The following is a 20,321-nucleotide window of genomic DNA, read 5'->3' on the forward strand; positions in this document are numbered from 1 at the left end:
GTGGAAAACATGGCGGGACTGTAGGAGCCCGCCTGCGGCCGAACAACGGTCGGCACGCCACGAGCGATCGATGATCGATCAAATGCGTTCGATATTCGCGCGGAATACGGGATTGACCTAGGTCATTGCGGGGGCTGCCATTCTCGCAGCGCCCGCACCTGTTCCAGCGCGATGCGGCCCGCGCCTTCGGCGAGCGCCGGGCTGAACCATTCGTCCGCCACCGCGCGCGGCAGCCCCGTGCTCGCGCTGGCGATGTGCCCGGCCATGCGCTCAGGGCGCACCTGCAGGCCCGGCAGCGCCACGGCCAGGGCGCGCGCGCCGGCATGCGCGCAGCGCAGCAGCTGCGGCCATTCGGCCAGCTCGGCCTGCATGCTGCCCAGGCCGCGCTCGTGCTGCTGCACCATGGCCGCGAGCAGGGCGGCCACGCGCTGCGGTGCGCGCTGGGCGGCCGCCAGGGCCACCATGGAGGCGACCGGGTTGCGCTTGTGCGGCATGGTGGTGGCAACGCCGCGCCCGGGCTCGTGCGGCTCGGCCACCTCGCCCACCTCGTGCTGGCCCAGCAGGGCGATGTCGCCCGCGATCTTGCCCAGGCTGCCCGCGATCACGCCCAGCTCGCAGCCCAGCGCCACCCATTCGTCGCGCTGGGTGTGCCAGCTGCCGCCGGGATCGGCCAGGCCCAGCTCCTGCGCCATGCGGCGGCGCACGGCGGCGCCCTGCGCGGGCGGCATCTGCGCCAGGGTGCCCACGGGCCCGCCCAGCTGCAGCTGCAGCGCCCGGCCGGCCGCCGCGTGCAGGCGGCTGCGCCCGCGCACCAGCGGTGCGGCCCAGCCGGCGCATTTCAGGCCGAAGCTGGTGACCGAGGCCGGCTGCATCAGCGTGCGCGCCAGCATGGGGGTGGCGGCATGGCGCTCGGCCAGCGCCAGCAGGGCCTGCACGGCGCGCGCGAGATCGGCGTCCAGCAGGGCGACGGCTTCGCGCGTGGCCAGGGCCATGGCGGTGTCCACCACGTCCTGGCTGGTGCTGGCGTGATGCACGTGGCGCGCCGCGTCGGCGTTGAAGAGCGCCACCGCCTCGGTGAGCGCGCGCACCAGCGGAATGGCGATGCTGCCGGCGCAGGCGCTGTCGCGCACGATCTTGGCCACGTCGAACAGCTCGACGCGGCAGCTCGCGGCGATGGAGCGGGCCGCATCCGGCGGAATCAGCCCCTCGGCGGCCTGGGCGCGGGCCAGCGCGGCCTCGAAGCGCAGCATGCCGGCGACGATGGCCTGGTCGCCGAAGGCCTCGAGCGTTTCGGGTGCGGAGAGAAAGCCTTCGAAGATGCTCATGCGCGCAGCGGCTGCCAGCGGGTCCGCGAAATGCGTGGTCTCACGGGCGTGCGAAAGCCCGGTTCAGTACTGCAGCCGGGCCACGGCGCGCAGCTCTTCGGGCGTGGCGGTGCCGAAACCGAAGAATTCCAGGTAGGCCGGGATCATCTCGAACAGCATGTCGGTGCCGACCTGCACCGCGCAGCCGCGGGCGCGCGCGGCCTGCAGCAGCGGCGTGTATTCGGCCTTCATGACCACCTCGCCCACGAAGGTGGACGGCGCGATGCGCTCCACGTCGAAGGGCAGCGGATCGCCCTCGCGCATGCCCAGCGGCGTGGCGTTGACCACCACGTCGTAGCCGGCCGGGTCGTTGGAGCCGGTCCGGACCACGAGCTGCGGGTAGTGCTCGCGCAGCCGTGCGGCCAGGGCCTCGGCCGAGGCGTTGTTCATGTCGAACAGCATCAGCTCGGCCGCGCCGGCCGCCGCGATGGAGGCGGCGATGGCCGAGCCCACGCCCCCGGTGCCCGAAACCAGCACCCGCGTGCCGGCGAAGGGCCGGCCCTTGCGCTCCACGCCGCGCACGAAGCCGGCGCCGTCGAACTGGTCGCCCAGCAGCGTGCCGTCGGGCCGCAGCAGCACGGCGTTGCAGGCGCCCGCGATGCGCGCGGTGGGCGTGACCTCATCGACCAGCTCCATGGTCGCGACCTTGTGCGGCATGGTGATGAGCGCGCCGCGCAGGTTGGTGAAGCGGAAGATCTGGCGCAGCGAGGCGGCGTAGTCCTCGGGCTTGACGCCCATGGGCACCACCACGGCGTCGATGCCCCGGCTGTCGAACCAGGGGTTGTAGATCATCGGGGCCTTGAAGGTCTCGGTGGGGTAGCCGATGTGGGCGATGAGCGTGGTTTTGCCGGAGATCATGGGGAAAAGCGTTCAGAAGCGGAAAGGAAGAAGGAACAAGCCGCAGGCGCCGCCCTTCAGGCGACGTTGGCCGAGCGGTAGCGGATGGGCGCGGCGATCTCGGCGCGCATCGCGGGCGGGTAGATGATTTCGCGCAGGAAGGTCATGTCCTCGCACAGCGCGTCGGCCACCTCGGGGTAGCCGAAATAGCGGAAGTAGTGCGGCATCTGCTGGATCAGCATCTCGAAGCCGGCCTGGGCATGCAGGCCGCGCGCGCGGGCGGCGCGCACCAGCGGCGTGGGCTGGTTGCGCAGCAGGATGTCGAAGAGCGCGGCATGGGCGTCCATGCGCTGCACGTCCACGGGGCTGGCGTCGGCGTCCTGCAGGCCCAGCGGCGTGGCGTTGATGACGAGGTCGTAGCCCTCGGGCGCGTTGCTGTCCACGGCCACGATGGTGGCGTCGAAGAAGGCGTCGAGCTGGGCCGCCACGCCGGCCGCCTTGCCAGAGACGGTGTCGTGGAAGGCGATGTATTCGGCGCCGTTGACGGTGCCGCCCTCGACCAGCGCCAGCCCGATGGCCGCGGCGCTCACGCCCGCGCCCAGGATCAGCACCCGCTTGCCGCGGAACGGGATGCCGTAGTGGTCCAGCGCGTCCAGCAGGCCGTCGCCGTCGAACAGATCGCCTTCGAGCTGGCCGTCGTCGGTGCGGCGCACCACGTTGACCGATTCGGCCACGCGCGCGCAGAGGCCGCAGCTGTCGAGCAGATCGACCACGCGGGGCTTGTGCGGCGGCGCGATGACCATGCCGCGCAGGTTGTGCGCCAGGAACGAGGCGCGGAAATGCACGGCGAAGTCGCGCACCGGCACCTGCACCGGCACCATCACGGCGTCGATGCCGAAGCGCGCGAAGACGGCATTGAACATGCGCGGCAGCCGCACGTTGCGCACGGGGTCGCCGGGCAGCAGATAGACCTGGGTATCACCGGTGATGGGTTGGCTCATGGGGGCAGGCACTCCGAGGGTCCGAACGCAGTTCGCCCACCGGGGCGGCTGCACTCCCGGTTTATAGCCCGGGCCCCGCCCTGCATGGCGGCTTCGACCCCGAGAACGATCGTTTAACGCACAATAACGTTCGACAATCGAACAGAACCAGGGTTTTCGCCAGGAGGCCCCGGCCCCCTTCCCTCCCACGGTACGAGGCACACTCCCAGCCCATGCTTGAAGAAGAATCCGCAGCCCCCGCGGGGCTGGACAAGCGCGACTGGATCGCCGGCCTGGAGCGCGGCGTGAGCATCATCGAGGCCTTCGACGACGCCCACCCGCGCATGACCGCCAGCCAGGCCGGCCAGCGCACCGGCATGACCCGCACCGCCGCCCGGCGCTACCTGCTGACGCTGCAGCACATGGGCTACGTCGCCAGCGACGGCAAGCTGTTCTGGCTGACGCCGCGCGTGCTGCGGCTGGGGCGCTCCTACCTCGAATCGGCGCGGCTGCCGCGCGTGGTGCAGCCCTTCCTGCAGCGGGTGGCGGCCGGCACCAGCGAGATCGCCTACCTGAGCGTGATGGACGGCGACGAGGTGGTCTATATCGCCCGCAACGGCCCCAACCGCAGCATGAGCACCGGCTACGTGCTGGGCGCGCGCGTGCCCGCCCAGGTGACCGCCGCCGGCATGCTGATGCTGGCCATGCGCAGCGATGCCGAGCTGGCCCAGTGGCTGGCCAGCCGCCCGCTGCAGGTGTTCACGCCCTACACCATCGCCAGCCTGGAGCGCATGCAGCTGGAGCTGGCACGCATCCGCGCCCAGGGCTGGTCGCTTTCCGAGCAGCAGCTGGACCTCAACTCGCGCGGCATCGCCGTGCCGCTGCGCGACCGCCACGGCACCCTGGTGGGCGCGCTCAACATCACCATGCCGATGGGCCACGAAAGCTCGGACGATGCGGTGGCGCGCGTACTGCCCGTGCTGCGCGAGACGGCCCAGGCCATGCGCAACCTGATCTGAAAGCCGCGCTCGGACTTCGCTGAAGGAAAGACGCACGGACAGGCCCACCCGGCGGCGATCGCGGACGTTTCCGTAGCGCCGCGTGGGCCGTGTCCGACAGCCGCATGCGGCGCTGCAACATATCGTCTCACTCAGCGCTCCCGCCTCGTTCAGCACCGTTCCCGCATGCCTTCCTCAGCCACCGCCGCCGCAGACCCTCTGCCCGAGGCTGCCGCATCACCTCCTGAGGCCACGGACCCCGCGCGGCACACGCCCTCGCTGTCGATGGCCGCCTGGCGGCAGTTCATGACCGTGGCCAAGCCCTACTGGCTGGGCGACAAGCGCTTCGCGGCCTGGTCGCTGATGGGCCTGCTGGTGCTGCTGATGCTGCTGGAAACCCAGCTGGCCGTGATGCTGGTCGATAGCTCCGGCGAGATGACCTCGGCCCTGGCCGCCCGCGAGCGCGAGCGCTTCTGGGACGCCGTCCACACCTGCCTGATCGTGCTGGCCTTCGCGGTGCCGGTCTATGCCTTCTACTACTATATGCGCGACGCCTTCGCCAACCACTGGCGGCGCTGGCTCACGCATCGCTTCCTTGACGGCTACCTGAACGGCAGGCGCTACTACGAGCTCAACGCCCAGGGCACGATCGACAACCCCGACCAGCGCATCAGCGAAGACATCAACAGCTTCACCGGCCGCTCCACGCACTTCCTGCTGATCTTCATCGGCGCGGGCATGCAGCTGGTGGCCTTCAGCGCCGTGCTGTGGTCGATCTCGCACGTGCTGGTGGCCTTTCTCGCGGTGTATGCGCTGGTGGGCACGGTGGTGGCGCTCTACGTCTTCGGGGCGCCGCTGATCCGGCTGAACTTCTGGCAGCTGCGGCGCGAGGCCGACTTCCGCTTCGGCCTGATGCGCCTGCGCGAGAACGCCGAATCCATCGCCTTCTACCGCGGCGAGGCGCAGGAGCGCGCCCAGCTGGACCACAGCTTCCAGGCGGTGTTCAACAACTACGCGCGGCTCATCAAGCGCCAGCGCTCGCTCAACCTCTTCCAGCGCGCCTTCAGCCAGCTCACGATGGTGATCCCCAGCATCATCCTGGCCGACGCCGTGCTCTCGGGCGACATGGAAGTGGGCCGCGCCATCCAGGCCGCCGGCGCCTTCGCGGCGGTGCTGGCCTCGGTCTCGCTGATCGTGGACAACTTCGAGAGCCTGAGCCGCTTCGTCGCCGGCATCGGGCGGCTGGATACCCTGCACCAGGCCCTGCTGGGCGCGCCCGAGCGCCACGAGCCGCCCGAGCCCGAAGCCGTGACGGCCGCACGCCGCGCGCGCCGGCAGGAGCTGCGCGAGCGGCGCCAGGCCCGCCGCCAGCAATGGGCCGACGCAGCGCATGCCACGCCCGCCGGCCCGCAGCATGCCGCCGCGCCGGTGGCATCGCTCTCGCCCAGGCCCACACGCCCCCTGCACGGCGCACCGCGCCCGGGCCGCGAGATCGAGGCCCGCCCCGGCGAGCGCTTCGCCATCGAGGCGCTGACGCTCTACACCCCGGGCTACGCCCGCCTGCTGGTGCGCGATCTCACGCTGGAGATGCAGCCCGGCGACGCACTGCTCATCACCGGCGCCAGCGGCTGCGGCAAGAGCTCGCTGCTGCGCGCCATCGCCGGGCTCTGGCGCACGGGCGAGGGCGTGGTGCACCACCCGCCGATGGAGGACGTGTTCTTCCTGCCCCAGCGCCCCTACATGCAGCCCGGCTCGCTGCGCAGCCAGATGATCTATCCGGCGCAGTCCACGCCGCGCTCCGATGCCGAGCTGCTGCAGATCCTGCACGACGTGCAGCTGCCCGACCTGGCCGAGCGCGTGGGCGGGCTGGACGCGCAGCGCGACTGGGAAAAGCAGCTGTCCATGGGCGAGCAGCAGCGCCTGGCCTTCGCCCGCGTGCTGGTGCGCCGGCCGCGCGTGGTGATCCTGGACGAGGCCACCAGCGCGCTCGACAGCGCCAACGAGGCGCGGCTCTACCGCAGCCTGCGCGAGAGCGGCGCCACGCTGATCAGCATCGCCCACCGGGCCGCCGTGCTGGCGCACCACACGCACGTGCTGCGCCTGACGGGCGACGGCGGCTGGTCGCTGCACCCGGCGGACGGGTTCCGCTTCGAGGGGGATTGAACGGAAAGGAGCGGCAAGCAGCGCCGCTCTGCGCCGCGAGGCGCTCAGGCCGCCGTTGCGGTTGCCGCGGCCTCGGAGGCTGCCGCTGCGGCTGCCGCGTCTTCCAGCACCAGCGCGGTGGCGATGTCCGCGCCGAGCAGCATCAGCCGCTTGCGCATGCAGAGCACGGCCTTGTCCTTGCTGAGCAGGATGGCGGCGTGCGCGGCGGCCAGGTCGATGAACTTCTGGTCGTCCGCGTCCTTGCAGACGTAGGCCACGCGGGGCGCCACGTCGCGTAGGCGGGCCTGGGCGTCGAAGGCGGCCAGCACCTGGGCGGCGCTCACGCGGTAGAACTCCATGCGCGCCACGATGTGCGGATAGGCCAGCACGCGCTCCAGCTCGTCGCGCATGACCTGGGTGGCGATCCACTCCAGCCGGCCCTCGGCCAGCGCCTGGCGCAGCGGGGCGGTGCGCGGGTCCGAGAAGATCAGCAGATCGAGGGCGACGTTGGTGTCCACCACCACGGGGCGCACCGCCTCGCCCTCGCCCGGCGCGGCGGGCAGGCGGAACTCAACCGGCATCGGCAGCACCACCCGCGGCGCCGTCGGCCGCCGGTGCAGCAGAAGCGGCCTTGGACCCGCGCTCGCGCACCGCGCCCTTGATCATGTCGAAGCGGAACAGCCGGCATTCGATGGGGCCGTTCCACATCGGCACGCGGCGCGATTCCTTCAGCCGCATCTGGCTGGGCAGCTTCAGGTCGGGCGTGAGCATCCAGGCGGTCCAGCCGCTGTAGTTCTTCTTCCAGTGCGAGGCGAGCTGGCTGAAGAATTCGCTGCCGTCCTCGGTCTGAGCGGTTTCGCGGCCGGCGCGGTCCAGCTGGCTCATGCGCTCGGCCGCATTGCGGCCGAAGGTGCCGGCGGCGGCGATGCGCTCGCCATAGGGCGGGTTCAGCAGCAGCACGCCGGGCTGCTCGGTGGGCGGCATGCGCTGCAGCGCGTCGCCGCCGCGCAGCTGCACGGCCTGGGCCACGCCCGCGCGCTCGGCGTTGCGCTGGGCGAAGTCCACCATGCGGTGCGACACGTCGCTGCCGAAAACCGGCGCAGCCGGCGCGATGATGGCGCCTTCCGCTTCGTTCTTGATGGCAGACCAGACGTGCGCCTGGAAGGGCAGCAGCTTTTCGAACGCGAAGCGCCGCTGCATGCCGGGCGGAATGCGGCAGGCGATCTGCGCGGCCTCGATGGCGATGGTGCCGCTGCCGCAGCAGGGGTCGTAGAGCGGCACCGGCGCATCGCCCAGCGGGTCCCAGCCGCTGGCGGCGATCATGGCGGCGGCCAGCGTTTCCTTGAGCGGCGCGTCGCCCTTGTCCTCGCGCCAGCCGCGCTTGAAGAGCGCCTCGCCCGAGGTGTCGATGTAGATCGTGGCCTCGTCGGTGGTCAGGTGCAGGTGGATGCGCACGTCGGGCCACTGCGTGTTCACGTCGGGGCGGGCGCCGCCCTTGGCGCGGAAGCGGTCGGCGACGGCGTCCTTCACCTTGAGCGCGGCGAAGTTCAGGCTGTTGAGCGGGCTGTGCTGGGCGGTGACTTCGATCTTGAAGCTCTGGCGCGTGGTGAACCAGATTTCCCAGGCCACGCCGCTGGCGAGGCCGTAGAGGTCGCCCTCGTTGCGGTAGGGGCGGTGGGCCAGCTGCACCAGCACACGCTGGGCCAGCCGGCTGTGCAGGTTCAGGCGCATGGCGTCGCGCCACGAGGCGCGCACCAGCACGCCGCCGCGGCCGGTGAGCAGGTCGTGCCCGGTCAGGCCGGTGATGGCGTGGACTTCGTCCGCCAGATAGCCCTCGACGCCGGCGGCGCAGGGCAGGAAGAGTTGCAATTGATTCATAGAGAGGCGCCAAGGATACGCGGAGTGTGCCCGCAGGCCGGCGGGCGGGCTGCCGGCGCCCCTTGCCGCCAGGGTGCGGAAAGCGCCGGCAGCGCTGTACGATATTCCGCACCTCCACCCGCTCGACCCGCCCTTCCCATGCTCAACACCCTGCGCGCCCGGCTGATCGGCATTTGCGTGGCCATCACCGTCCTGTCCCTCTTCGCACTGGCCCTGGCGACGTTCCTGGTCGTGCGCAAGAACACGCTGGAGGGGCTGGACGAGCGCATCGGGCAGCTCACCCGCACCCATGCGGCGGAGCTGGCCGAGTGGGTGCGCGACAAGCAGCGCATCACCGGCTCCCTCAAGGCGGCCGTGGGCCAGGCCGAGCCCGTGCCCTTCCTGCTCGCCGCCAAGCAGGCCGGCGCGTTCGACGACGCCTACTTCGTCTATGCCGACAAGCGCAACATCTTCGCCCACCCCATGCCGGCGGGCTACGACGGCACCGCGCGCCCCTGGTACAAGCAGGCCGTCCAGGCGGGCGGCCCGGCGCTCACGCCGGCCTATGTGGACGCCAGCACCGGCAAGCTCACCATCAGCTTCGTGGAGCCCGTGGGCCCGGCCGGCCAGCCCACGGCGGTGGTGGGCACCGACATGCATCTGGACACGGTGACCCGCAAGGTCAACGCCATCCACCCCATCCCCAAGAGCTTCGCCTTCCTGCTGGACGGCGACGGCAACATCCTGTCGTACGCCAAGGCGGACCTGGCGCTCAAGCCCGTGGCCGCGATCGCCCAGGAGCTGGACGCCGCGCAGCTGCGCGAGCTGGCCGAGCGGGGCGGTCATGCCGACGCGGTGATCGACGGCGCCGACCAGCTGCTCTACGCCGCCAAGGTCGAGGGCACGCCCTGGACCCTGGCCGTCGCCATCGACCGCGCGCAGGCCACGCAGTCGGTGCAGACGCTGCTGCAGGTGGCCGCCGGCATCACCGCGCTGTGCGTGCTGATGGCGGTGGCGCTGGTGACCGTGGGGGTGAGCCGCCAGCTGCGCCGCCTGGCGCTGGTGCGCGACGCGCTGGAGGACATCGCCTCCGGAGAGGGCGATCTGACGCGCCGCCTCGCCACCCACGGCAACGACGAGCTGACGCAGATCGCCAGCGCCTTCAACCGCTTCGTGGACAAGATCGCCGCCGTGCTGATCCGCATCCGCGAGTCGTCCGAATCGGTGCGCGTGGCGACCAGCGAGATCGCCAGCGGCAACCAGGATCTCTCCGCCCGCACCGAGCAGCAGGCCAGCTCGCTGGAGGAAACCGCCGCCGCCATGGAGCAGCTGACGGCCACCGTCAAGCAGAACGCCGACAACGCGCGCCAGGCCCGGCAGCTGGCCGACCAGGCCTCGGAAATCGCCGTGCACGGCGGCGGCGTGGTGGGCCAGGTGGTGACGACCATGGGCGGCATCGAGGCCTCGGCCCGCAAGATCGTGGACATCATCGGCGTGATCGACGGCATCGCCTTCCAGACCAACATCCTGGCGCTCAACGCCGCCGTCGAGGCCGCCCGTGCGGGCGAGCAGGGCCGGGGCTTCGCCGTCGTCGCCAGCGAAGTGCGCATCCTGGCCCAGCGCAGCGCCACCGCCGCCAAGGAGATCAAGGCCCTCATCGATGGCTCGGTCGCCCAGGTCAATGCCGGCAGCCGCTTGGTGCAGGACGCCGGAGGCACCATGGACCAGGTGGTGGACAGCGTGCGCCGCGTGACCGCCATCGTGGCCGAGATCAGCGCCGCCACCCAGGAGCAGAGCACCGGCATCGCCGAAGTCGGCGGCGCCGTGAGCCAGATGGACCAGGCCACGCAGCAGAACGCCGCCCTGGTGGAAGAAGCCACCGCCGCCGCGCAGTCGCTGCAGCAGCAGGCGGCGCAGCTGGCCGATGCGGTGGCGGGCTTCAAGCTGGCGGCGGGCGGCGACGCCGCGCTGCCGGCGCTGCCGCGGCACTGAGTGCGCGGAGCGGTTTATCCGGGCACCAGGCGCCGGGCGCCACATCAGGCACTTTTCGGGCTGCAGCGCTTGATCCACCTGGGCATATAGCTATTAATTCAATAGCAAAACCAACCACGGGGAGGGCCGTAGCGCAGCGAGATCGGCCTGCCGTCCTACAAACACCGGCATGCGCCCGCCCGTACCAGCAGCCTCCGCCCCCCCTACATTGCAGCCATGTCCCGTCACGCAGCCCCCCTCCCCCGCTCCACCGCCCACACCTGGCTGGCCCTGGCCGGCTGGCTGGTGCTGGCCTTCGCCACGGCCGCCATCGGCGGCGTGGCCTCGGTGCAGGCACCGGCGTTCTACGCGCAGCTCACGCAGCCTTCCTGGTCGCCGCCGCCCGGCGTCTTCGGGCCGGTCTGGACGGTGCTCTATGCGCTGATGGCCATCGCCGCCTGGCTGGTGTGGCGCGAGCCCGCCGGCAGCGGCGACGGGCGCCGCCGGGCGCTGACGCTCTTTTGCGTGCAGCTGTTACTCAACGGGCTCTGGAGCTGGCTGTTCTTCGCCTGGCATCTGGGCGCCTGGGCGCTGGCCGACATCGCTCTGCTGTGGCTGACGGTGGCCGCCACGCTGGCGGGCTTCTGGCGCATCAAGCCGCTGGCCAGTGCGCTGCTGGTGCCCTATCTGGCCTGGATCAGCTTCGCCGCGGCGCTCAACTTCACGCTCTGGCGCATGAACCCGCAGCTGCTGGGCTGATCACAGCGCCTTGCGCAGGTTGGCCGGGGCGATGCGCAGCGCCTCGCGGTACTTGGCCACCGTGCGGCGGGCGCATTCGATGCCCTGCTCCTTGAGCATTTCGGCGATCTGGCTGTCCGAGAGCGGCTTGGCCGGGCTCTCGGCCGACACGAACTGCTTGATGAGCGCCCGCACCGCCGTGCTGGAGGCATTGCCGCCGGTCTCGGTGCCCAGGCCCGAGCCGAAGAAGTACTTCAGCTCGTAGGTGCCCTGGGGCGTGGCCATGTACTTGGCCGTGGTCACGCGGCTGATGGTCGATTCGTGCAGGCCGAGCTCGTCGGCGATGTCGCGCAGCACCAGCGGCCGCATGGCCAGCTCGCCATGCACGAAGAAGTTGCGCTGCCGGTCCACGATGGCGCGCGATACGCGCAGGATGGTGTCGAAGCGCTGCTGGATGTTCTTGATGAACCAGCGCGCCTCCTGCAGCCGCTGCTGCATGGCCTGGTGGCCCTCGCCGCCCCGGTTGCCGCGCAGCGCGCCGGCATAGACGTCGTGCACGCGCAGGCGCGGCATCACGTCGGGGTTGAGCTGCACGCTGAAGTTCTGCTGCGCGCCGCGCCCGGTCTTCTTGACGATGACGTCGGGCACGATGATGTTGCGCTCCACCTCGACGAAGCGCCGGCCGGGCCGGGGCTCCAGCCGCGCGATCAGCGCCATGGCGGCGCGGGTGCGCTCTTCGCTGCCGCCGCCGCACAGCGGCGTGAGCCGGCGCACGTCGCGCTTGGCCAGCATCTCCAGCGGCTGCTCGCAGATGCGCAGCGCGACCTGCAGCACGTCGGCATCGGCCTCGCGGGCTTCGGCCAGGGCGCGCAGCTGCAGCGTCAGGCATTCGGCCAGGCCGCGCGCGCCCACGCCGGTGGGCTCCAGGCTCTGCAGCAGGCGCAGGGCCACGGTGAAGCGGTGGACCAGCTCTTCGAGCTGTTCGAGGTCGGCGTCGCCCGCCAGGCTCTGCGCCAGCGATTCGAGGGGCTCGTCCAGGTAGCCGTCGTCGTTGAGCGATTCGATGAGAAAGCGCAGCGCGGCCGTGTCCAGCGGCGAGAGGCGCAGCGACAGCGCCTGGCGGTGCAGGAAGGCGGTGAGCGATTCGCCGCTGCGGGCGAGTTCGGTGGCATCGGCCTGGCCGTCGTCGTCGCCGGTGCGGTTGCGCGCGGGGGCGTCGCCGCCCCATTCGCTGTCGTCGGGCGAGAAGTCCACCGTGCCGTCGCCTTCCCAGTCGGGCGCTTCGGTGACGGCGTCGGGGCCGGCGGGCACATCGGCATCGCCCCCGCTCTCGGCGGCCGTGGCGGTGGTGGCGCTGGCCGAGGCGGCGCCGTAGAGCGAGTCGTCCTCCGCCACGGGCGTGTCGGCCTGGGGCAGGCCGAACTCCTCGCGCGGGGCGTCTTCGAGGTTGCGCTCCAGGAAGGGGTTGTCGTCGAGCATCTGCTCGACTTCCTGCGACAGCTCCAGCGTGGAGAGCTGCAGCAGCCGGATCGATTGCTGCAGCTGGGGGGTGAGCGCGAGGTGTTGGGAGACCCGCAGGGAAAGGCCGGGTTTCATCACATCCGGAAATGCTCGCCCAGGTACACGCGGCGCACCTCGGCGTTGTCCACGATGTCGGCGGGCGTGCCCTGCGCCAGCACGGTGCCGTCGCTGATGATGAAGGCGTGGTCGCAGATGCCCAGCGTCTCGCGCACGTTGTGGTCGGTGATGAGCACGCCGATGCCGCGCTCCTTCAGGAAGCCGATGATGCGCTGGATCTCGATCACGGCGATGGGGTCGATGCCGGCGAAGGGCTCGTCCAGCAGGATGAAGCGCGGCTGCGTGGCCAGGGCCCGGGCGATCTCCACGCGGCGGCGCTCGCCGCCCGAGAGGGCCAGCGCGGGCGAGGCGCGCAGGTGCTCCACGCGCAGCTCCTGCAGCAGCGCGGTCAGGCGCTCCTCGATCTCGGCGCGGGAAAGCGGCTTGCCGTCAGCGTCCTTCTGCAGCTCCAGCACGGCACGCACGTTCTCTTCCACGTTCAGCTTGCGGAAGATGGACGCTTCCTGCGGCAGGTACGACAGCCCCAGGCGCGAGCGCCGGTGGATGGGCATGTTGGCGACCGACTGGCCGTCGATGACGATGTCGCCGCCGTCGCTGCGCACCAGCCCGACGATCATGTAGAACGACGTGGTCTTGCCCGCGCCGTTGGGGCCCAGCAGGCCGACGACTTCGCCCTTCTGCACGGTGAGCGACACGTCCTTGACCACCTTGCGGCTGCCGTAGGACTTCTGCAGGTGCCGCGCCTCCAGGCGGCTGCCCGGGGCTGCAGCGCTGGCGGCCGCGGACGTGGAAATGGGGGAGGAAAGGGATTCGCTCACTTGCTCGCACCGCTCTTCATGTCGGTACTGGGCCGCAGGGTGGGTGCGGGCGTGGCAGGCGTTGGCGTCGCCGCCGGCGCTGCGGGAGCGGACTCCTTGGGCGCCAGCACCGCGCGCACGCGGCCGCCGGGGGTGCCCGAGGGCGTGCCCGCAGGCGCCGTGCGCTGGCCATCGACGGTCAGCACATCGGTCACGCTGTTGTAGAAGATGACCGCACCGGCCATCTCGTCGGAGAGCGCACCGCCGCGGTAGCGGCGCATTTCGGCGCGGCCGATGAGCTTGACCGTGTCGGCACGGCCGTCGTATTCGATGGTCTGGGCCTCGCCTTCGACGAATTCATCGGGCGCGCCGGCCACGGTGTCGCGCTTCTGGCGGAAGAAGGCGCGCTTGCCGGGCTCGGCCGTCACCACGCCGTACTGGAAGCCTTCCGGGTCCTGCCGCACATCGACCCGCGCGCCGCGCAGCACCATGGTGCCCTTGGTCAGCACGACGCGGCCGGTGAACACGCTGGTCTGCTGCAGCTCATCGTGGCGCAGGGAGTCCGCCTCGATGTTCATGGGCTTGTTGCGATCGGCCTTTTCGGCGCGGGCGCCCCACGAGGCACAGGCCAGCGCGCAGAGCAGAAGGAGCGGGAGCAGTCTTGTTCTCATAGGGCACGAATCTTGCAGACATTGTACTGACCTGATGCTTCAGGTCCGCAGAAAGCGCTTGCCAGGGCCGGGGTTGCCAGAGGGCCACGCCAGGCGACAAGCCCAGCATCATGCACGGCCTGCGCGGCCCGGGTAAGAAGCCTGCATGAATTCCCCGTTCGGCACGGTCAGCGCCACCGCCGCGGCAGGCAGGCGGCCGGCGGACCGGCCCCACGCCTCAATGCCGGGAGCGCCCCGGCATCCCGGAAAGAAAAAGCGCGCCAGAGGCGCGCTTGGAATGTCTTGGTGGCGAGCCGGGGCAGCCCCCCAGCTCCTTGCCTCAGCCCTTGCGGGCCTGGGCCGCCAGGTAGTCCACCACCTGCAGCACGCCGGTCATGCTGCCGGCCATGGTGCCGTCGGTGTAGTAGCGGCCGGCCACGCCCATCGAGGGCACGCCTTCCACGCCGTAGGCTTCCTGCAGCTGGGCAGCCTTGCGCACCTGGTTGGAGACGGAGAAGGAGTTGTAGGCTTCCTTGAACTTGGCCACGTCCACGCCCTGCTTGCCGATCCAGTCGAAGATCAGGTCGTCCTTGTTGAGCGGCAGGCGCTCGACGTGGATGGCGCGGAACACCTTGACGTGCAGCTCGGGCACCTTGCCCATGCTCTCCAGCGCGAAGTAGAGCTTCTGCTGCGGCACGAAGCTGGCGTTGAAGGCCACGGGAACGCGGCGGATCAGCAACTCCTTGGGCGCGGCCTTGATCCAGGCTTCCAGCTCGGGCTCGAAGGCATTGCAGTGCGGGCAGCTGTACCAGAAGAACTCGATCACCTCGACCTTGCCGGCGGGCGCATCGGTCTGCACCGGCTTGGCCAGCCGCACATAGTCCTTGCCTTCCTTGAACTGGCGCGGCTGCGCCAGGGCGGGGGTGGCCACCGGCAGGGCGACGGCAGCAGCGGCCAGCGCCGAGGCGGTGGACAGGGAAAACTCGCGGCGTTTCATCAAGAGATCACTCCTTGTTCATGACAGAACATTTGAGCGGCCAGAGGCCGCAAAGTTTCGCAGGGCGGCCCAGGCGCAGGCCAGGCGGCCCGCGCCGGAGGCTCAGCGCTGCACGCGCACCAGGGCGGATTCGACGCCAGCGCCGTCCAGCTTGCCCTTGAGCGCGTCGGCATCGTCGCGCTTGGCGAAGGGGCCCACGCGCACGCGATAGACGGTGCGGCCGTTCTGCTCGCGCTCGCTCACGCGTGCCTCCCAGCCCAGCATGGCGAGCTTGGCGCGCTGCGCATCGGCGTCGGCCTGGGTGCGGAAGGCACCAGCCTGCACGAAGTAGTCGAAAGGATCGGCACCGGAGGCCGCAGCCGGCGCCGCCGGGCCCGGGCTGGCCGCCGAGCGGGCCTTGGCCAGGTCGCCCAGCGGGTCGGCGCTGGCCGTGGCCGGCTTGCTGGCGGCCGCGCGCGGTGCGGAGGCGGTGGCGGCCACGGGCGGCGCCGTCACCGGGCCGGCTGCGGGCGCCGCCGGCGTGGCGGGCGTGACGGCCCCCGCGGCGGTGGGGTCGCCACCGGGCGTGGCCGGCACGGACGGGCGCGCGGGGTTCTTGCCGTACAGGGGCGAATTCGGGTCCCAGTTCTTGTTGCGCTGGGCCTCGTCCTGCTCGGAGCCGCGCGCGTTGCCCTTGTTCAGGAAGGGCACCGGCACCTTGGTGACGTACACCGCCACGGCCAGAGCAACCCCCAGGCCGACGATCATCCCGATGATGAGGCCGACGGCCGTCCCACCGCGTTGCTGCTGTTTCATCTTTTGGTCTTTGCCGTTCACATTCTGGCGGGCGCATCCACGCCCAGCACCTTCAGGCCATTGTGCAATACCTGCGCCGTGGCGGCGACGAGGGCCAGGCGGGCCTTCTTCACGGCCTCGTCGTCCACCAGGATGCGCTCGGCGTCGTAGTAGCTGTGGTAGCTGGCGGCCAGGTCGCGCAGGTAGAAGGTCACGTCGTGCGGGGCCTCGCCCTCAGCGGCGGCGGTGAGCATCTCGGGGTACTTGGCCAGCTGCAGCATCAGGGCCTGGGCCTGCGGGCCTTCCAGCGCCGAGAGGTCCACGTCCTTGAGCGATGCCACGTCGCTGCCGCCGGCTTCTGCCCAAGCGCGCAGCACCGAGCAGATGCGCGCATGGGCGTACTGCACGTAATAGACCGGGTTGTCGTTGTTCTGCGCCACGGCCAGATCGACGTCGAAGGTGTATTCGGTGTCGGGCTTGCGGCTGAGCAGGAAGAAGCGCACCGCGTCCTTGCTGGTCCACTCGATCAGGTCGCGCAGCGTGACGTAGCTGCCCGCGCGCTTGCTGATCTTGACCTCTTCGCCGCCCTTGACCACGCGCACCATGGTGTGCAGCACGTAGTCGGGGTAGCCCTGCGGAATACCCACGTCGGCGGCCTGCAGGCCGGCGCGCACGCGGGCGATGGTGCCGTGGTGGTCCGTGCCCTGGATGTTCACGACCTTGGTGAAGCCGCGCTCCCACTTGGCGATGTGGTAGGCCACGTCAGGCACGAAGTACGTGAACGTGCCGTCCTGCTTGCGCATGACGCGGTCCTTGTCGTCGCCGTAGTCGGTGCTCTTGAGCCACAGCGCGCCGTCCTGTTCGTAGGTCTTGCCGTTGGCGATGAGCTTGTTCACCGTGGCCTCGACGCGGCCGCTGGTGTACAGGCTGGACTCCAGGTAGTACTCGTCGAACTGGAGGTTGAAGGCCTGCAGGTCCTTGTCCTGCTCGTTGCGCAGGTAGGCCACCGCGAACTGGCGGATGTTGTCGTAATCATCGACATCGCCATTGGCCGTGAACTCGCGGTCGTCGGCCTTCACCGTGGCCTTGGCCTTGAAGGCCTCGGCGATGTCGGCGATGTAGTCACCGTTGTAGAAGTTCTTGGCCAGCGGGTTGTCGCTGCCGGTGGGCCAGCAATCGTCGCCGGGCTTGAAGCCCTTGGCGCGCAGCTGCGTGCTCTTGGTCAGGGTGTCGATCTGCACGCCCGCGTCGTTGTAATAGAACTCGCGGTGCACCTTCCAGCCCTGGGTGCTGAACAGGTTGCAGATCGCATCGCCCAGCGCCGCCTGGCGGCCGTGGCCCACGTGCAGCGGGCCGGTGGGGTTGGCGGAGACGAACTCGACCAGCACGCGCTGGCCGTTGTCGGGCTGGTAGCCGAAGCGCTCGCCGGCGGCCAGCACCTCGCGCACCACTTCCTGCTTGGCGGCGGGCTTCAGGCGAATGTTCAGAAAGCCGGGGCCGGCGATCTCGATGGCATCGACCCAGCGGGCGAAGGCCGGCGTGGCCTCCAGCGCGGCCTTGAGCTGCTCGCCCAGCGCACGCGGGTTGAGCTTGAGCGGCTTGGCCAGCTGCATGGCGGCGGTGCAGGCGAAGTCGCCGTGCGCGGCCACCTTGGGCGATTCGAAGGCGGCTCGCCCGGCGGTGCCGGGCGAGAGTTTTTCCAGCTCGCCGGCCAGCGCCGCGAGCAATTCCTGTTTGACGGAGAGCATGGGGGCGGATTCTACGGGGGCCGGTCATCCGCTCGGCCCACCCGAGCGTTATGCTGCCTGGGCCCTGCCAAACACTGCCGACGACCGGCGCCAGGCAGGGCCTGACTACCCCTCTCAACTGCAGGAGCATTACATGAAGAGTCTGCTTTCCCTGGTGTCCGCCGCCACCCTCGCCCTGACGCTGGGCGTCGCCGCCCATGCCGCCGACGCACCGGCCGCTGCCGCATCCGCACCGGCTGCCGCCGCCTCGGCCCCCGCCAAGGCGCACACCGCGCAGCAAGGCAAGATGGCCACCTGCAACGCCCAGGCCAAGGAAAAGACGCTCAAGGGCGACGAGCGCAAGGCCTTCATGAAGGAATGCCTGTCCGCCAGCAAGCAGGAAAAGCAGCAGACCAAGATGAAGACCTGCAACGTCGAAGCCAAGGAAAAGACGCTCAAGGGCGACGAACGCAAGGCCTTCATGAAGGAATGCCTGAGCAACAAGCCCGCCGCCTGATCCCGGCCCGGCTCCGGCCGCCAGCCTGGCGGCCCGCCCCGACCCCGCCCGCCGCACCCCGGCGCGCGGGGTTTTTCTTTGGCAGATCGTCAAGAAAGGTCAGCGCGTTCCCACGCCGCGCGCCAGGAACACGGCCAGCAGCGGGATCACCGCGAGCAGGTGCGCCTCGACCATCACCAGCCGGCGCGTGGAGCGCACCTCGCCTGCCGCGGGCAGCGCGCCACCCGCACGCACGGCGCCCAGCCAGCGCCGATAGCGCAGCGTGGGCACCAGCGACAGCACGCCCACGGCGACGAAGAGCGTGACCTTGGCGTGCAGCAACGGCTGCGACCAGTACCACCCGAAGCCCTTGATGCCCCACCAGGTGCGCGCGAGGCCGGTGGCCAGCACCAGCAGCGCGGAGATGCCGTAGAGCAGATCGACGCGCGCCAGCCGCTCCAGCGCCGCGGCATTGAGCCATTCGGTGCGGCACAGCGCCGCCTGGCTGGCCACGAAGGTGACCATGGCGAGGATGGCGAGCAGATGGGCGTAGGCCAGCAGGGCTTCGGTGGTCATGGGGGATGGGCGCTTGAGCGAATGTCGTGGGGAAAGGCGCCCCGGGCGGCGGAGCCACCCGGAGCGAATGCCGCGCCATGCTACCCGGCAGCACCCGGCGGCGCATGGCAGCCCCGGGCGGCGGATCAGCCGGCGCGGGACGGAAATTCGCGGCGCAGCCAGGCGTCGAGCAGCGCTTTTTCGGCGGCCAGCGGATCGGCGGCGGCAGCGGCGGTTGGCTGCGCAGGCGCGGGCGATGCCTCGCCCAGCTGCCGGCGGCCCTGGCGCAGCACGCGGCCGCCGTCGGTGCGCAGGGTGAATTCCAGGTCGATGCGCGGCGGCCCGGCCCGGCCGGCGCGCTGAACGTCGGCCAGCCGCACGTCCAGCAACTGCCCGGGCTCCAGCAGCGGCGCGGCCCGGTCGGCCAGGTAGAGGCAGAGCGCGTCGAGCCAGGCACGGCGGGCTCGGGCGGATTCGCGGGGCGCAGTGCGCGCATCGCTCATCTTCGCCGGGTCGGCATAGGTGATGCTGACGATGCCGGCGGGAATGCCGTCCTGCGCCTGGGCCCGTGGCTGCGCGGGGGCCGACGCCGGGGCGGAGGGTTGCGGCGCTGGCGCGGCAGCGGGCACGGCGGGCGGCTGCGCGCAGGCCGCCAGCAGCAGGGCGGCGGCGCCTGCGGCCGCAGGCCACAGCCGGAATCGGGCGCGGCGGCCCGCACGAGGGGCGGCGGGCGGATGGGTGGGCGGCGGCAGGCGCATGGCGGTCTTCTCCCTCTCTCTGTCGGTGATGGCGATGGCGATGGGTGCTGATGCAGCCACGGCTGCGCGGCGGCCCGGCAGTGCCTCAGCCGCCGGCGCGGCGCCAGAAGTCGGGCTGGGCGTAGTGGTGCTTGAGATAGTCGATCCATAGCCGCACGCGCAGCGGCAGGTGCTTGGCATGGGGGAAGACCACGTAGATGCCGTTGGGCGGCGCCGCGAACTCCTCCAGCACGGCCACCAGGCGGCCGGCGGAGATCTCGGCCTCGACCTCCCAGGTGCTGCGCCAGGCGATGCCCCAGCCGCCCAGGCACCAGTCGTGCAGCACCTGTCCGTCGGAGCAGTCCAGCGGGCCGCCGGGCTTGAAGTGCATCACCTCGGGCACGCCGTCGCCCTCGCGCGGCAGGCGGAAGGCCCAGCCGCGCGTCTGCGAGGCGTCGCTCGACAGCGTCAGGCAATCGTGCTGGGCGAGCTGGCTCGGATGGGTGGGCACGCCGCGCCGCTCCAGGTAGCCGGGCGTGGCCACGCACAGGCGCCGGTTGTCGGCGATGCGCACGCTGACCAGCGACGAATCGGGCAGGTCGCCCACGCGCACGGCGCAGTCGAAGCCTTCGCCGGCCATGTCCACCACGCGGTCGCTCAGGTTCAGCGAGATGGAGACTTCGGGGTGCAGGTCGCGAAAGCGCGGCACCAGCGGCGCGACGTGGCGGCGGCCGAAACCTGCCGGCGCGGTGATGCGCAGATGGCCGGTGGCCCGCACGCCGCCGGCCGAGACGCTGGCCTCGGCATTGGCCACGTCGGTCATCAGGCGCTGGCAATCTTCCAGGAAGGCGCTGCCTTCGTGCGTGAGGCTGATGCGCCGCGTGGTGCGCACCAGCAGCTTCACGCCCAGGTGCTCTTCCAGCGCATCGAGCCGGCGGCCCATGATGGCCGGGGCCACGCCCTCGGCCCGCGCCGCGGCGGTGAGGCTGCCGCGCGTGGCGACCGAGACGAAGGATTCGAACGCCTTGAGCTTGTCCATGGGCGGCGATTATGCGGATGGATGTCACGGCTGGACACATAAAGCGCCACGATTACACAGCTGGAAACCTGAGCCTTATAGGCC

At 70.9% G+C, this 20,321-nt stretch carries 19 protein-coding genes; 5 read left to right on the forward strand and 14 right to left on the reverse strand.

Going from position 1 to position 20,321, the window contains the following annotated elements:
* Positions 1–122 precede the first annotated feature (122 nt).
* The 3 genes from BM070_RS18850 to BM070_RS18860 all read right to left on the reverse strand — a co-directional run bounded on the left by BM070_RS18850 (position 123) and on the right by BM070_RS18860 (position 3,202).
* The gene (locus tag BM070_RS18850) at positions 123–1,325 is read right to left on the reverse strand and encodes a lyase family protein (protein WP_092940896.1); all 1,203 of its coding nucleotides are present in this window, start codon (positions 1,323–1,325) and stop codon (positions 123–125) included.
* Positions 1,326–1,388: 63 nt separating this feature from the next.
* Complete coding sequence (locus BM070_RS18855; RefSeq protein ID WP_092940897.1) at positions 1,389–2,222, reverse strand: shikimate dehydrogenase family protein; 834 nt, start codon at positions 2,220–2,222, stop codon at positions 1,389–1,391.
* A gap of 56 nt (positions 2,223–2,278) precedes the next feature.
* The gene (locus BM070_RS18860; RefSeq protein WP_092940898.1) at positions 2,279–3,202 is read right to left on the reverse strand and encodes a shikimate dehydrogenase family protein; all 924 of its coding nucleotides are present in this window, start codon (positions 3,200–3,202) and stop codon (positions 2,279–2,281) included.
* Between the two features lie 212 nt (positions 3,203–3,414).
* On the opposite strand from BM070_RS18860, the gene BM070_RS18865 reads away from it, so the two are divergent.
* Together BM070_RS18865 and BM070_RS18870 are read left to right on the forward strand one after the other, a co-directional pair.
* Positions 3,415–4,200: an IclR family transcriptional regulator domain-containing protein gene (locus BM070_RS18865; protein WP_092940899.1), complete on the forward strand. Its 786-nt coding sequence runs from the start codon at positions 3,415–3,417 to the stop codon at positions 4,198–4,200.
* Between the two features lie 165 nt (positions 4,201–4,365).
* Complete coding sequence (locus tag BM070_RS18870; protein WP_092940900.1) at positions 4,366–6,342, forward strand: ABC transporter ATP-binding protein/permease; 1,977 nt, start codon at positions 4,366–4,368, stop codon at positions 6,340–6,342.
* Between the two features lie 44 nt (positions 6,343–6,386).
* Here BM070_RS18870 and BM070_RS18875 read toward each other — a convergent pair whose 3' ends face one another.
* Together BM070_RS18875 and BM070_RS18880 are read right to left on the reverse strand one after the other, a co-directional pair.
* On the reverse strand, positions 6,387–6,902 hold the full coding sequence (locus tag BM070_RS18875; protein ID WP_092940986.1) for a putative toxin-antitoxin system toxin component, PIN family: 516 nt from the start codon (positions 6,900–6,902) through the stop codon (positions 6,387–6,389).
* Entirely contained in the window at positions 6,892–8,199 is a 1,308-nt protein-coding gene (locus BM070_RS18880; protein WP_092940901.1) for a THUMP domain-containing class I SAM-dependent RNA methyltransferase, read from the reverse strand. The genes BM070_RS18875 and BM070_RS18880 overlap by 11 nt, the downstream gene beginning before the upstream one ends.
* A 138-nt stretch (positions 8,200–8,337) precedes the next feature.
* Here BM070_RS18880 and BM070_RS18885 point away from each other — a divergent pair, with 138 nt between their 5' ends.
* Positions 8,338–10,170 carry a methyl-accepting chemotaxis protein gene (locus BM070_RS18885; RefSeq protein WP_092940902.1) on the forward strand — a complete coding sequence of 611 codons (1,833 nt, stop codon included), beginning with the start codon at positions 8,338–8,340 and terminating at the stop codon, positions 10,168–10,170.
* Positions 10,171–10,386: 216 nt separating this feature from the next.
* Positions 10,387–10,908 (forward strand): TspO/MBR family protein, encoded by a 522-nt coding sequence (locus BM070_RS18890; RefSeq protein WP_092940903.1) that lies wholly within the window; start codon positions 10,387–10,389, stop codon positions 10,906–10,908.
* On the opposite strand, the gene BM070_RS18895 is transcribed toward BM070_RS18890, so the two are convergent.
* The 6 genes from BM070_RS18895 to argS form a co-directional block, all read right to left on the reverse strand.
* The gene (locus tag BM070_RS18895) at positions 10,909–12,483 is read right to left on the reverse strand and encodes an RNA polymerase factor sigma-54 (RefSeq protein ID WP_092940904.1); all 1,575 of its coding nucleotides are present in this window, start codon (positions 12,481–12,483) and stop codon (positions 10,909–10,911) included. It abuts the gene before it with no gap.
* Positions 12,483–13,283: an LPS export ABC transporter ATP-binding protein gene (gene lptB / locus BM070_RS18900; protein ID WP_434803202.1), complete on the reverse strand. Its 801-nt coding sequence runs from the start codon at positions 13,281–13,283 to the stop codon at positions 12,483–12,485. The genes BM070_RS18895 and lptB overlap by 1 nt, the downstream gene beginning before the upstream one ends.
* Positions 13,280–13,933 carry a lipopolysaccharide transport periplasmic protein LptA gene (gene lptA, locus BM070_RS18905; protein ID WP_092940905.1) on the reverse strand — a complete coding sequence of 218 codons (654 nt, stop codon included), beginning with the start codon at positions 13,931–13,933 and terminating at the stop codon, positions 13,280–13,282. Before lptA ends, lptB begins: the two co-directional genes overlap by 4 nt.
* A gap of 319 nt (positions 13,934–14,252) precedes the next feature.
* Positions 14,253–14,909, reverse strand: a complete 657-nt coding sequence (locus tag BM070_RS18910) for a thiol:disulfide interchange protein DsbA/DsbL (RefSeq protein WP_092940906.1) — start codon at positions 14,907–14,909, stop codon at positions 14,253–14,255.
* Between the two features lie 102 nt (positions 14,910–15,011).
* A complete protein-coding gene (locus BM070_RS18915; protein WP_092940988.1) occupies positions 15,012–15,704 on the reverse strand; it encodes an SPOR domain-containing protein in 693 nt (230 codons plus the stop codon).
* 17 nt (positions 15,705–15,721) lie between these two features.
* Positions 15,722–17,431 carry an arginine--tRNA ligase gene (gene argS / locus BM070_RS18920; RefSeq protein WP_092940907.1) on the reverse strand — a complete coding sequence of 570 codons (1,710 nt, stop codon included), beginning with the start codon at positions 17,429–17,431 and terminating at the stop codon, positions 15,722–15,724.
* A gap of 133 nt (positions 17,432–17,564) precedes the next feature.
* Here argS and BM070_RS18925 point away from each other — a divergent pair, with 133 nt between their 5' ends.
* A complete protein-coding gene (locus BM070_RS18925; RefSeq protein ID WP_092940908.1) occupies positions 17,565–17,927 on the forward strand; it encodes a PsiF family protein in 363 nt (120 codons plus the stop codon).
* Between the two features lie 99 nt (positions 17,928–18,026).
* Here the strand turns inward: BM070_RS18925 and BM070_RS18930 are convergent, their stop codons facing one another.
* From BM070_RS18930 to BM070_RS18940, 3 genes are all read right to left on the reverse strand, one after another.
* Positions 18,027–18,482: a DUF2214 family protein gene (locus BM070_RS18930; RefSeq protein ID WP_092940909.1), complete on the reverse strand. Its 456-nt coding sequence runs from the start codon at positions 18,480–18,482 to the stop codon at positions 18,027–18,029.
* Between the two features lie 125 nt (positions 18,483–18,607).
* Positions 18,608–19,279, reverse strand: a complete 672-nt coding sequence (locus tag BM070_RS18935; protein WP_245785299.1) for a DUF3016 domain-containing protein — start codon at positions 19,277–19,279, stop codon at positions 18,608–18,610.
* 25 nt (positions 19,280–19,304) lie between these two features.
* Positions 19,305–20,237 (reverse strand): LysR family transcriptional regulator, encoded by a 933-nt coding sequence (locus BM070_RS18940; RefSeq protein WP_092940910.1) that lies wholly within the window; start codon positions 20,235–20,237, stop codon positions 19,305–19,307.
* Positions 20,238–20,321 lie beyond the last annotated feature (84 nt).

The sequence above is a fragment of the Paracidovorax wautersii genome (assembly GCF_900113035.1).
GTDB lineage: Bacteria > Pseudomonadota > Gammaproteobacteria > Burkholderiales > Burkholderiaceae_C > Paracidovorax > Paracidovorax wautersii.